General features: G+C 34.1%; 14 protein-coding genes and 1 riboswitch. Of the genes, 2 read left to right on the top strand and 12 right to left on the bottom strand.

Annotated elements, in window-relative coordinates:
* Positions 1–273: 273 nt before the first annotated feature.
* The 7 genes from ACLBXA_RS15680 to ACLBXA_RS15650 all read right to left on the bottom strand — a co-directional run bounded on the left by ACLBXA_RS15680 (position 274) and on the right by ACLBXA_RS15650 (position 6,324).
* Positions 274–882, bottom strand: coding sequence for a genetic competence negative regulator (locus ACLBXA_RS15680; protein WP_001235399.1), 609 nt, complete (start codon positions 880–882; stop codon positions 274–276).
* A 77-nt stretch (positions 883–959) separates the two neighbouring features.
* Positions 960–1,835 (bottom strand): MerR family transcriptional regulator, encoded by an 876-nt coding sequence (locus tag ACLBXA_RS15675; protein ID WP_141403400.1) that lies wholly within the window; start codon positions 1,833–1,835, stop codon positions 960–962.
* Entirely contained in the window at positions 1,835–2,611 is a 777-nt protein-coding gene (locus tag ACLBXA_RS15670) for a metallophosphoesterase (RefSeq protein WP_000637802.1), read from the bottom strand. Before ACLBXA_RS15670 ends, ACLBXA_RS15675 begins: the two co-directional genes overlap by 1 nt.
* 67 nt (positions 2,612–2,678) lie before the next feature.
* Positions 2,679–3,158 carry a LysM peptidoglycan-binding domain-containing protein gene (locus ACLBXA_RS15665; protein ID WP_001231548.1) on the bottom strand — a complete coding sequence of 160 codons (480 nt, stop codon included), beginning with the start codon at positions 3,156–3,158 and terminating at the stop codon, positions 2,679–2,681.
* A 22-nt stretch (positions 3,159–3,180) separates the two neighbouring features.
* The gene (locus ACLBXA_RS15660) at positions 3,181–3,744 is read right to left on the bottom strand and encodes a CPBP family intramembrane glutamic endopeptidase (RefSeq protein ID WP_001025781.1); all 564 of its coding nucleotides are present in this window, start codon (positions 3,742–3,744) and stop codon (positions 3,181–3,183) included.
* Positions 3,744–5,273: an ATP-dependent DNA helicase RecQ gene (recQ, locus tag ACLBXA_RS15655; protein ID WP_000762978.1), complete on the bottom strand. Its 1,530-nt coding sequence runs from the start codon at positions 5,271–5,273 to the stop codon at positions 3,744–3,746. The genes ACLBXA_RS15660 and recQ overlap by 1 nt, the downstream gene beginning before the upstream one ends.
* Positions 5,263–6,324, bottom strand: a complete 1,062-nt coding sequence (locus ACLBXA_RS15650) for a helix-turn-helix domain-containing protein (protein ID WP_001167015.1) — start codon at positions 6,322–6,324, stop codon at positions 5,263–5,265. The genes recQ and ACLBXA_RS15650 overlap by 11 nt, the downstream gene beginning before the upstream one ends.
* A 299-nt stretch (positions 6,325–6,623) precedes the next feature.
* Between ACLBXA_RS15650 and ACLBXA_RS15645 the strand changes: the two genes are divergently transcribed.
* Entirely contained in the window at positions 6,624–6,872 is a 249-nt protein-coding gene (locus ACLBXA_RS15645; protein WP_001151993.1) for a ferredoxin, read from the top strand.
* Between the two features lie 119 nt (positions 6,873–6,991).
* On the opposite strand, the gene ACLBXA_RS15640 is transcribed toward ACLBXA_RS15645, so the two are convergent.
* Complete coding sequence (locus ACLBXA_RS15640; RefSeq protein ID WP_000810856.1) at positions 6,992–7,570, bottom strand: ECF transporter S component; 579 nt, start codon at positions 7,568–7,570, stop codon at positions 6,992–6,994.
* 162 nt (positions 7,571–7,732) lie between these two features.
* Positions 7,733–7,872, bottom strand: a riboswitch (FMN riboswitch).
* Positions 7,873–8,120: 248 nt separating this feature from the next.
* Between ACLBXA_RS15640 and ACLBXA_RS15635 the strand changes: the two genes are divergently transcribed.
* Positions 8,121–8,807, top strand: a complete 687-nt coding sequence (locus ACLBXA_RS15635) for a hypothetical protein (protein ID WP_000711799.1) — start codon at positions 8,121–8,123, stop codon at positions 8,805–8,807.
* Positions 8,808–8,960: 153 nt separating this feature from the next.
* On the opposite strand, the gene ACLBXA_RS15630 is transcribed toward ACLBXA_RS15635, so the two are convergent.
* The 4 genes from ACLBXA_RS15630 to resD form a co-directional block, all read right to left on the bottom strand.
* Complete coding sequence (locus tag ACLBXA_RS15630) at positions 8,961–9,575, bottom strand: peptidoglycan DD-metalloendopeptidase family protein (RefSeq protein ID WP_000866113.1); 615 nt, start codon at positions 9,573–9,575, stop codon at positions 8,961–8,963.
* A gap of 84 nt (positions 9,576–9,659) precedes the next feature.
* Positions 9,660–10,241: a cob(I)yrinic acid a,c-diamide adenosyltransferase gene (locus tag ACLBXA_RS15625; protein WP_000781274.1), complete on the bottom strand. Its 582-nt coding sequence runs from the start codon at positions 10,239–10,241 to the stop codon at positions 9,660–9,662.
* Between the two features lie 136 nt (positions 10,242–10,377).
* Positions 10,378–12,153 carry a sensor histidine kinase ResE gene (resE, locus tag ACLBXA_RS15620; RefSeq protein WP_000964692.1) on the bottom strand — a complete coding sequence of 592 codons (1,776 nt, stop codon included), beginning with the start codon at positions 12,151–12,153 and terminating at the stop codon, positions 10,378–10,380.
* Positions 12,153–12,869, bottom strand: coding sequence for a DNA-binding response regulator ResD (gene resD / locus ACLBXA_RS15615; RefSeq protein ID WP_000426861.1), 717 nt, complete (start codon positions 12,867–12,869; stop codon positions 12,153–12,155). Before resD ends, resE begins: the two co-directional genes overlap by 1 nt.
* Positions 12,870–12,871 lie beyond the last annotated feature (2 nt).

Below are 12,871 nucleotides of genomic sequence, written 5' to 3'. Positions count from 1 at the left end.
CCTTCATTGCCTAGTATACACCCTTAAATTTGGAATGCAATAGAAAACGCTAACAAATATATACAAACTATTTTCTGTTGCAAGCGTTTTCACTATTATTATAGTCCTTTTATTACTTTTAGAAAAGTAAAATACTTAAATATTTAAATATTTTTTATTTTACTCAAACATACTCCCATAAAACTGCATATTTTATTTTAAAAAAGTATGTTGGAGTATTTACAATCATCCCTTCCCTTATCCAAATAAAAACAAAACCTCAGCTATGTTGTATTAGCTGAGGTTTTGTTTTTTCACAAAGTAATTGTGTATTTGTTCTATCGCATTAAAATCCATTAATTCTTTACCGTACTCCATGATGCGATAAATAGTTGCGGTAGACGGATTACCGTATTCCGCTAAAATAGCTATAAAATCCGCCTTTAACAATTGAATTTGTTCCTCTTCTTCCATCCAAAGATAGAAGCGCTTATCCCACGTATATAGCTTTCCGCCAGTTACACCAAGGTTATATAAGCGATTCGACAGGTTAATTATGTCATCTAGCGTAGCAAACTCATATAATATATGCTCACTTTCATCTAGAGTCACTTGCATTTCAATAAACTCGTCACGAAACTCATCATCTGTATCCATTTCTTGATTTTCTTTCGTTACAATTACAACCATCCCTTGTGCTTGTAGAGAAAATACTTCAACTGCAATCGGACCATCTGCTTCAAATCCTAATTCCTTATTTGCTTCTTGCATCATATCACGAAATAATTGCTGTACTTTCGGCGCATTTCTCCATAAATCTTCTTTCGTTAATCCTCGTTCAGATAAATCATCAAATGTTAGAAAAATTTTTATCTTATTGTAATTTAATCGTTCCAGCCTCATCTCATACCCTCCCTACGTAACCAATGCATCTAATTTTTATTATATGAAATAGAAAATAGATGGTTCTTTTCGAACAACTATTCCGACATTTTTAACCATTCATCCCATTCTTCTTTTGTCTCACCAATTAAGGTTGTTTCAATGTCCAACTGGTTTAGAACGCCTAGCTTTCCGATAAAGCCAACAGAAAGAGATTCCCTTTTTTCTTGTAATAAATTTATAAAGTTCATCGTCTTTTTCATTTCTTGTTCGTCAGCACAAGATACAAATACATATTTCGGCTGTATTTCTTCTACCGCTGACAACATACCATCTTCAGCTAAGCTTGTCCTAATATATATCGCCTCATATCCTTTTAAGCGTAAATACGTTGAAAAAATAAATCCTTGCAATGCATTCTTTTCTAACACAATAACTTTGTGTAAAGAGGAAAACATTGAGGCATTGTGATACACCATTCCTAGACGCGTTTGTAAAAATGATAGTGCATATTGGAATTGCGCCATTGAAATCTCATTATTATTTTTTGACATTAATAAATTGTCTGTCACTCGAAGAACGATACTGGCAACAACCTTCTCTGTTGAATATATACTAAAAGCTTCGTTTAATAATGCAGTAATTGTAATTTCATCAAATTTTAACAAAGCTTGTAGCAAATCGTCCACTAAAACAACTTCTTTATCGAAAGGTATCTCTTTTTGAACTGTACTCTGCAAACGATTCTCTTCTAATAACTGAACTGCTTGTCCAATCATCATACCGGAAGAAACTTTTTCCATTAACCATTTTAAAATTTGAATATGTTCTTCTGTATATAAACGATGCCCAGCTTGATTCCGCTTTGGGGCAATAATTTGATATCGTCTTTCCCATGCACGAAGCGTACTCGGCTGAACTCCAATTATATTCGAAACAGCTTTTATATTATATTTCCCACTAAGAGTTGGCATCATTTCCCTCCGCACAATGTAATGATATGTGTTTGAGCAGGTGCTCGGAAACGAAGTGGTATCAATGTTGTTCCGTACCCATTACTAACAAAGAGAATCGTATTCAAATGGTTATATACGCCACCTTTTAAATATTTTTTAGATGGGAATAATCGGATTTGTCCCCCATGCGTATGTCCACTTAATACAAGTGAAATCTGCTCATTTCCAGACATCTTTTTTATTATATCAGGGTTGTGACTAACTAAGATACGAAAACCTTCTTCTTTACAATCCGCCAATGCCAAATCTAGACGATCACGGTGCAATCCAACATCATCTATACCGAGCAAACAAATTCTCTCTCCTAATTCAGACTCAAATACCACTCTTGTATTATCTAAAACTTTTACGTTATTTTCTAATAATAACGCATCTAATTCATGATATTCTATCTCATAATCATTGTTTCCCCACACAAAATATACAGGAGCTATCTCTCTTAACTTTTGGATATTCGCAGAGATTTTTGATAAAGAGACACCTTTCTCTGCTAAATCTCCTCCGATAATTACTAGATCTACTTTTCCTTTTACTTGTTCAATTAACAAATTCGAAATAACTCTTCTATGAATATCAGAAATAAAAAACACATTTACTTTTTGAAAACTTTTCGGAAATTCTTTAAATACTAAAGTATGTTCCAACACCGTATTACGCGTTGCTTCTTTATACATCACAAGAAGTAATAAAATCCCCATGCCTATGAGAGTACTGAATAATATAATCCATATCATATTTTTTACTCCCCTCCTCATAAAGATAATCCTAGGCTTTTATAACAAATTGTGATCGCCTAATTCACTAGCTCTCTTGCTTTGTGGATTTATCTTTTATCGGAATTTTTAATTCTTGCCCTGCACTCACTTCATCTTCTTGCAAGTTATTATACTTTTTAATGACTTCAATCCCATTTTCATCCGAAAAATATTGCTTCGCTATACTTTCTAAAGTTTCTCCCTCTTTCACAGTATGCGTTATCGCTTTTTCAGACTGTTTCTGTGAATCAGATTTAGCTGAATCAAAGAAGATTACTTCAAACGCACTTTTCCCGGCATTATTACTATCGCCCTTCACCTGAATATATTTATCCGTATACCACAAAATACTAATTGGCAGCAGAATGAATAGAAATGTTAAAACCCGGACGAAAATGTGATTTATTTTAAACTTTTGTTTTTTCTCTTTATTTCTATGAATTTCACTACGCGGCGGTAAACTTTCTTTTTCTTCCACTCGCTCAACTTCTAATTCCTCTTCAAAATCAGGAATTCGTTTCCTCATGTTGTTCACCACCACCTTCCATTTATTTTCTTAATTGGAGTCCCATTATAAAATCAACAAGAAAGTGTGCAAAGATTGTTATAAACAAATTCCCTGTCCATTCAAATACATAACCAAAGACAAAACTAATGAAACAGACGAAACAAAACAAAAATGGCTTTGTTATATAACGAATATGTAACACTGCAAATACTAAACTCGCAATTACAATTCCAAAATGAGTCTGCACTACACCTCTAAATAAAAATTCTTCTGCAAAACCGATTACGAACGTAATAACGAGTAAATGTAGAACCGACATTCCTCGAAACATCTTATCGTTAATACCACCATCATCAAACCAAGACTCTGGAAACACTCGCATTGCAACATAATCTAATAACACAATACCAATCGCTAACAAACCACCTATAATAAGTATAGATACTGGTTCCCATTTCCATAAATTAAACACTTCTTTTACATCTTGAAATAATATATATGCTAGTAAACAGCCAATACCGATAATAATTAACTGTGTTATATATAGATTCAGCCTTATTTCCTGCGGACTCATATCTTCAACATTATGCCTTTGAATGTTCATCATTCCTCCATCTTTTCTAGGCCGAAAAGCTTTTGTAACTCTGTTTCCCAATTATAGTCGAAATCCGATTGTTGCGCTCGTCTTTTTTTATAATCTTCTTTTGTAATACCGCAATAATCGCAGCAATTATTTAACTCTTTCTCTTTCCTATAACCGAACTGTTGCAGCACATATTCACGTCTACATCCTTTAACTCGTATCCATGACTTCATATTTTCTAATTCACTATATTTATTACGCAACCTTATTTCTACTTCAGCTATTAATCGGTTCATAATTTCATCTGACAAACCCTCTAATAATAATCTTCGTTGTTGTATAATTCCAACCTGTTCGAGATGATAACGAACGAAACGCCAATATTGCTCATTAAATCTTGCTGCATTATAACAAATTTCTTCTACATCTTCTATTGGTAATTCTTTCGTTTGAAACATTCTTTCTTGTAGTAAAGAAAATAAAAATTGTATTTGCGACTTACTTGGCAATTCATCCTCAATGATTGAAAGTGGTAAATCATGATCCAACGGACTACACAATAAAATAGCTATACTCGGTTTGCCATCTCTTCCAGCTCTTCCGATTTCTTGTAAGTAAGAAGCTATATTAGTTGGATAATGAAAATGAATAATATATTGCGTATTCGCCTTATTTACCCCCATACCAAATGCACTTGTACATATTACAAGCTGCAATTGATCGTTCATAAACTGCTGTTGAATTAACATACGCTCTTCATGTTCCATACCACCATGATAAAAAGCTACACCAGTAACACCTTTCCCTCTCAAGTATTCCGTTAACCTTTCTGTCCACGCTCTACTTGAACAATATACAATCCCCGGCCCTTGTAAATACATCACCTGCTCCAAAAGCGCCTCTTTCTTTTCTTCTATCGTCTCTACAAATTGCACCTCCATTGCAATATTAGGACGGTCAATAGAGTATACATGTTCCGCGGCACCCTTTAAATTTAAACTGTCTGCGATATCTTGCAGTACCCCTTTTGTCGCTGTGGCTGTCAATGCTAACACTGTAGGAGAACCAATATTTTCAATAACTACATTTAGTTTCTTATAGTCCGGTCTAAAATCATAACCCCATTGAGAAATACAATGAGCCTCATCAACAACAAATAATGAAATATGAATTTTCTTCAATTCCCTAATTAATAACTCCGACTGTAACATCTCTGGTGAAACAAAAATAAATTTATATGAAGATAATTTTTTCATCGCTTCTCTTTTTTCATTTAATGTCCGAAAACTATTAAATGCTATCACTCGGTTTTTCACAACATACTTTAATTGTGTCACTTGATCTTCCATTAAAGATAATAACGGCGATACAACAAGCACTGTTCCTTCTCGCATAAGCCCCGGAAACTGATAGCACATAGACTTTCCTCTTCCAGTCGGAAGCATTGCTATCACATCTTTTCCTTCTAATAAATCTGTAATAACTCCTTTTTGACCTGGACGAAATTCAGAATATCCAAACCACTTATATAAATATTCTTCAAGTTTCATTTACACCCTCCATCCGCGCTAATACAAGACGAACTTCAAAATAAGAGATATCTTCTCCAATCGCTTGTTTCAAAACACGTAACTTCCGCGTTTGCAATGCTTCAATTACTTTTATTACTTTGTCTATCTTTTCTTTTTCCATAAACATTTCAATAGAAAAATCTTTTTCTCGCAAAGCAATTTCAACAAAATGATCTTCTATCGTTGCAACCTTCAAATTCCGAATCGTTGCTATTTCTTCTAAAGAACGCCCTTGTCTCCAAAAATTATATGTTTTTTTCGTGGATAAACTAAATAGTTCAGCTCTCTCATTTGGATAAGATATAATTTCAGCTAATAGCGGAAATTCATTTTCTTTATCACGAACTTCTTGTATAAAGAAATGCATTGTACCCCAAAATAAAAAATACACCCTGAACATATCTTGTTTCGTAATTTCTGCTAATTGTTGCAATGTACAACCAATCCGTTCATAACCCGTTAGTCGATATGTTACAATCGTCGCTTCTATCGCATTACTTTTTTCTAAAAGATTATGTACTTCCGTCCACAGTTTTCTCGCCAATTCACTTCTCTTATATGGCCTTCCTGTTAGAAAACGTTTCACCCACATCATTATTTCTGTATCTTGTTGAATCGGGATAAACTTAGTATTATTCTGTTGTAAATTTGATATAGTTTGAATAATCAATGACAATCTTTTCCAAAATGTTTCACCTAATTCTCCATAATGTAAACCATGCAAATGCGCTGGAAAAGCATAAACTTCCTCCCATTTATGTAACTGCGTTTTACCCTTAGGTGTTAACACATATGTATTTTCATGTATTTCTTGAATAAAATCTGCTTGCAACAACTTTACAACTTCACCATCATAGTCATTTCTATTTAATGATTTATATATTCCGAACAAAAAAGAAATTCTAAACATATTTCCATCTTGTAAAGTTTGCGAAGAACGTTTGCCCTTTAGTAAATAATAAATAGATGAAACGGTTCTTTCACCATTCAATTGTTTTAAACAATGCAACAAAGTATATTGTATTTGCATGACCGCTTCCACCTTCCAATCTTAACTTCATTCTTTTCAGTACAATTACACTATCTACTGTCGCTCATTAAACTTATCATAATAAGAACTATATACTTGTATATATTCTATTGTATCAAACGAAATCATATTTACGTATTTTGAAAATCTTATGACATAATTCAAAAATAAGTTGACACTCTAATTGATAAGCATTATCATTATAATTTTATGTTGAAAAGTTTTACAAACCGTTTTACAATAAGGTTATAATTTTTATGGCAAGCTTTTCACATACATATTATCAGGAGGGAAAAAAGATGGCAAAATATACAATCGTTGATAAAGATACTTGTATTGCATGTGGTGCTTGTGGCGCTGCTGCACCAGACATTTATGACTATGATGATGAAGGTATTGCATTTGTAACATTAGACGATAACCAAGGTATCGTTGAAATTCCAGATGTATTAATTGAAGATATGATGGATGCATTCGAAGGCTGTCCAACTGACTCAATTAAAGTTGCTGACGAATCATTCGACGGAGACGCTTTAAAATTTGAATAGTCTTTTATTAACTTCAAAAAATGCCCCTCATATTGATGAGGGGCATTTTTTGTATCTAAATTTTATTTTCCTTAATAAAAAACCATTAGTAGTTCCACACTACTAATGGTTTATATATATTATGCATTTTTCATTTTTGCAAACACCCATACTTTCAGGCGTGAGAATAATGCCACAAATACAATTGTTACAACAATTCCTTTAATTAAATTAAATGGTAAGATTGCCGTTACAACCGTTGTTCTTATAGCTTCGCTAGACATAGCTGGTGAATTTAAAAACCAAGTGTACGCCGGGAATATGATGATGTAGTTTAATACACTCATAATAAGTGCCATTGTAATTGTCCCTAGCATTAACCCTGTCGTTAAACTCTTCACAGTACGATACTTTCTAAATAAGAAAGCTGCTGGTCCAATAAATAAACATCCTGCAATAAAGTTTGCAATTTCTCCAACTGGTACTCCCGTTAAACTTCCTTGAATCCCGTAATGTAAAATGTTCTTTATTGCCTCTACAATCACTCCAGCTACTGGTCCAAAGATAATTGCTGCAATTAGAGCTGGTACATCACTAAAATCAATTTTCAAAAATGGCGGAAGCCCTGGGAACGGGAAATCTAACATCATTAGTAAATATGCAATACTACTTAGCATCGCTACACTCACCATCTGCACCACACTGTTTTTTTGTTTCATCTTTCTCTCTCCTTTTCCATCGATCTTCTCATGGAAAGTGGAAAGGTTCTGCTATGCCTATTTTTTCATAGAACGAAAAAACCCTTTGTGTTTTACACAAAGGGAGAATTTAAGGCACATCAAACAGACGTTCAAATCCATATCTTTTTTGAACGCTTGAACCTCCATCTTCTCCCATCCAGACTGTACTGTCGGCTTTGGAATCACACCAAATCCTGCCTTAACGGCTCGCGGGCTTAGAACAAAATCATAAATAGTTCATCACCGCCGGTCGGGATTTTCACCCTGCCCCGAAGATAGACCGATATTCTATTTTCCCCTTCATTATACAACAACCTCATAACATTGTGAACAAAAAAATTGTAACTTATTTAAAATTAGTTATTTATTTTTCGTAACAATAAATAAATTGCGAGATATTTTACAATACAATCCATATTTTTTATTATTCGGCATTTCTCTTTTGAATTACCTAGTCATATATAATTAAAAGTGATAAGATATTGAATTGTTAAGATAAGAACATTTTCTGAGTTATGGAGGAAATGTCATGAAAAAAGAAAAGAGACATTCTATTCGAGAAGCAATGAAAAAAAACTTAAGAAAAGAATACTTTTACTTAAAAAAAGAATTACTTTTCTACTGCCCAATTGATTTAGGCACATTCTCAAACGAGACATACTATGCTACTTTCGATGAAGATGGCATCAGTATTTATCAGTATGATAAAAAAACAGAAAGTAAATTAAAATTGTGTGAGCGTCATCCGTGGAAAAGTTGGAGTAAAGTGAAGATTGATCACTATTTGACAACTTCTCAATTTATTTTTCAGGGTGAGCGAAATTGGATCTTATCCCTTTTTCAAAAAGGAAAAGAAGCTCAAAGAATTATTGAAGAGCATACATCTTTACAAACAGAAGTTGTTTCCCGCTCTTTCTTAAAAAAACTTCCTGGTTTTCGTTCTAATACACCACTGAATAAATACATCGGTAGCATTTGTTACACTGCACTTATTGCATTTTTATTAAAATGGATGATTCCATTTCAAGCACCACAAATCGCCCTGTATTCTATTTCGATTGGTTGTATGCTTCTTGGCCTACTTTGTTTGACAATCGGTTTAATTGAACCGACTATCGTACTGTTTCGAACAAAAGAGAAAACAAGAACAAAAGTTTTTTACTTATATAGCTATTTAGCTATTTCTGGATTTATATGTGTCTTTATTTTTTGGTAAAAGAAGCCGTCCCAAAATAAATTTTGGGACGGTTTTCTTTTAGATATAAATACTCTAATTCACTCAATACTTCTAGCAGAAGCGCCCATATAATTTCATTTACATTGAACCTTATTTAAGAATATTCAAAGTTTAATTTTTGAGACGTTACCTTTACTTAACATATAATTGTTGATTAGGATAAATTAGCTCTTGCTGCAATCCATTTTTTTCTTTAATTTCCTTAAGTGTCATACTAAATTTCCGTGCAATACTAACTAAAGTATCCCCTTTTTGTACGACATATAATGATGAAGAAACAACTTCATTTCTTTGTTCACTTAAAACAAGCAATGGGTTCATCGCATTCTTTTTCGCCATCGTCCATCTTCCTTGATGAAGTTCTAGATGTAAGTGTGCACCTCGCGATTCTCCCGTGTTCCCTACTTCTCCAATTTTTTCACCTTTTGAAATATAATCTCCTTGACCCACATATCTCTTATTTAAATGTGCATATACAGCCTCATATTCTCCGTGTTTAATAAATACAACATTTCCATAACTACTTGAATAATAAGACTTCGTTACCTTACCATCTTGGATAGCTGCCACAGGCGTTCCAATCGGTGCAGCTACATCAATACCATAGTGTTTTCCATGCCTTGTCCCAAAATAATCACTTATCTGACCTTCAACAGGCCATGTCCATCGATTTTCTTCTGCATAAACATGTAATTGAGATACAAACAGTATACTCAATAACATGACTCCGCATTTTAAAACTTTCATATACATCCTCCGTTTTCTAATTACCACCATACCTTCTCTATTTTGGTATATTACAGAAAAAAGTATACAAAAAAAGAAAGTGAATTACTCCACTTCCTTCTCTTTCTTATCACGAAAAACTAATGCACTACGGTTATACTCCACATCTTTCACTTGTAATCGGGCATTTATTACTCTAGCTACTGCAAATAAATAGTCAGATAATCTATTTACATACTTTAGAACAACTTCATTTATTTCTCCTTCTTTTTGTAAGGACACGATACATCGTTCTGCTCTCCTTACAACTGTACGTGCAATATGAATAGCAGCTGCCGACTCGCTTCCACCTGGTAAAATAAAGCGCTCTAGCGGCGGTGCTTCTTCTATATACAAATCAATCTTTCTTTCTAAGCTTTCAACCATCTCAATTGTCACCTTATAAGGAATTTTTTGTTCCACTATTGCCAAGTCTCCTCCGCAATCAAATAGCTCATGTTGAATATTTTCGAGCTCATTGTAAATATCTCTATAAGTCCCGCCTTGAAGCTTAGTCATTGCATATCCGATATGAGAATTCGCCTCGTCTATTGTTCCATACGCTTCCACACGGATATCATCTTTATCAACCCTACCGCCTATTACACTTGTCGTTCCTTTATCTCCTGTTTTTGTATATAATTTCATTTCTTCACAGCACCTCTCTTGTTATTCTTTATTCGAGCAACATAGAAAAAAGTTCTACCATTCTTTATTTAATTGAGTTTACAAAAAAATAAAAAACAGCAGAACTTTATTCATTATCAACTTTAAAAACACATATCTAAATTATACGATTCGGTAAATATACAGAGAATGTAGTTCCTTCTCCAACAACACTTGAAACAGAAATTTTACCATCATGACCTTGAACAATATTTTTCGCAATCGCAAGCCCGAGTCCTGTTCCACCCTTTTTCCCACGTGTTCTTGCTTTATCAGCTTTATAGAAACGATCAAATAAAAATGGAATATCCTCTTCTGGAATGCCTGCACCCGAATCTTGTACTTCAAAAATGAGGCCATTATTTTTCGAATCAATTACAAGCGTTACATGTCCGCCTGCGTTTGTATGACGTATTGCGTTATCAATTAAATTCGTCAATACTTGCTCCATACGATCTGCATCAAACGGGTATTGTTCAATTGAATCTTTGAAATCAACCGTTAACGCGACCTCTTTATCCTTTGCAATCCCTTGGAATTTACGACCTATTTTTTCAACGAAAGGATGAATATCAACTTCACCTATATGTAACTCTACATTACCACTTTCCATGCGTGCTAAATCTAATAATTCATTTACAAGTTTACCTAAACGAACGGATTCATCATAAATGATTTGAACAAAATCATCAATTTCTTCTTTCGTTTGCACAATATCATCTAAAATCGCTTCACTATACCCTTGCAGCATTACCATTGGTGTACGAAGTTCATGCGATACATTCGCAATAAAGTCTTGACGCATCTTTTCAAGACGGCGTTCTTCCGTCATATCTCGCAGTACCGCTACAGCTCCACGAATTTTCGTTTGATTGTAAAGCGGCGTCATAAGAACTACATAGTTCCCTTTTTGTAAATTAATTTCAACAACTTGTTGTTGTTCACTTTCTACAACAAGATGGAATAGTTCCACAAGTTCAGAAGGTAGTTTTTTACTTAGCTCTATCTCTTTTTCTTCTTGCCAAACTTGTAAGAAATGTTCGGCCGGCGGATTAATTACAACGACTTCACCTTCTTGATTTAACGTAATAACCCCATCTGCCATACTACTTAAAATACTAGCTAACTGTTCTTTTTCTTGCTGCAGTGCATTCATATTAAACTTCAACTGTTTCCCCATTTGATTTAAGGCCGTTGCAAGCTCACCAATCTCGTCCTGAGACACCATAGGAGCTTTCGCATCAAACTTCCCACGCGCCACCTCAAAAGCAACTTCACGCATTTTACGGAGTGGTGCTGTAATTCGAGTAGACAAGAAGAATGCAAAGAACGTTGTTAATATAATCGCAATCCCTGCTGATAAGAATATAAAATCAGTCGTTCTCTCCATGCCTTGTATCGGTACTTGTAAAGATTCGTATACGAACACTGCACTTTGATTTTTTGACTGCACTGGTTTTCCGACAATCATAATATCATTTTCAGTGTTTTTATTCTTTCTACTATTAGAGGCTTTTCTAATGTTATTCTTAATTTCTTTTTTGTCTGTGAAAACAGCCGCTAATTCTTTATCTTCTTTCAAATCATCCATTGTAAGAGTGACTAACCCTTCTTGTTTCGGCGAAGATGATATTTCTTTACCATCTTCTACAATAATGATCCTTGAAAGTGAATCAGAGAATTTGTACGCGATATTCTCAATCGTTTTTACATCGGCACCTTCTTCAATTAACTCTGAAACACTTGTTGCAACTTTTTGAAGCCTATCTTCACTCATATCAACATAATATGTTCTAAAAAACTGTGAAAGTAAAATCGCAACAAATCCAAGCACAAACGAAACGAGAAGTAATATAGTCATCCATAACTTCCCTACTACACTTCTCCAAAGCATCAGTCGTTCACAACCTCAAATTTATAACCTACGCCCCAAACGGTAACAATCATCTTCGCAGCATCTGGTGATTTTTTACTTAACTTCTCACGTAAACGCTTTACATGCGTATCAACTGTACGTAAATCTCCGAAGAATTCATATTGCCATACTTCTTTTAACAATTGCTCACGATCGAATACTTTATCAGGAGCTTTCGCTAAAAATAATAGTAACTCATATTCTTTCGGCGTTAAGTTTACTTCATTACCATCTGCAGTAACACGGTGTGCATCGTTATCAATTGTTAAGTGCGGGAATACAGTAACATCTTTTGTCGTTGTATCTTGTGTAAAGAATGTTGTTGGTACAGCACGACGTAATACCGCTTTCACACGTAGCACGACCTCACGTGGACTAAATGGCTTTACAATATAATCATCTGTTCCAACTTCAAATCCTTGTACTCTATTTACTTCTTCACCTTTTGCTGTCAGCATAATAATTGGTGTCGCTTTCTTCTCACGAACCCCTTTACATACTTCAATGCCATCTTTACCAGGCATCATAAGATCTAATAAGATTAAATCGTAATCATTTTGCAACGCCATTTCTAAAGCTGTATCACCATTATCTGCTTCTTCAATTGTGTATTGTTCTCTTTCTAAGTACATTTTCAATAAACGACGAATACGATCCTCATCATCTACAATTAAAATTCTTGATTCATTTTCCATCT

The organism is Bacillus sp. D48C (genome assembly GCF_053345735.1).
Note: the sequence above shows the minus strand (reverse complement) of the source record. Positions and strands in the feature narration are given on the sequence as shown.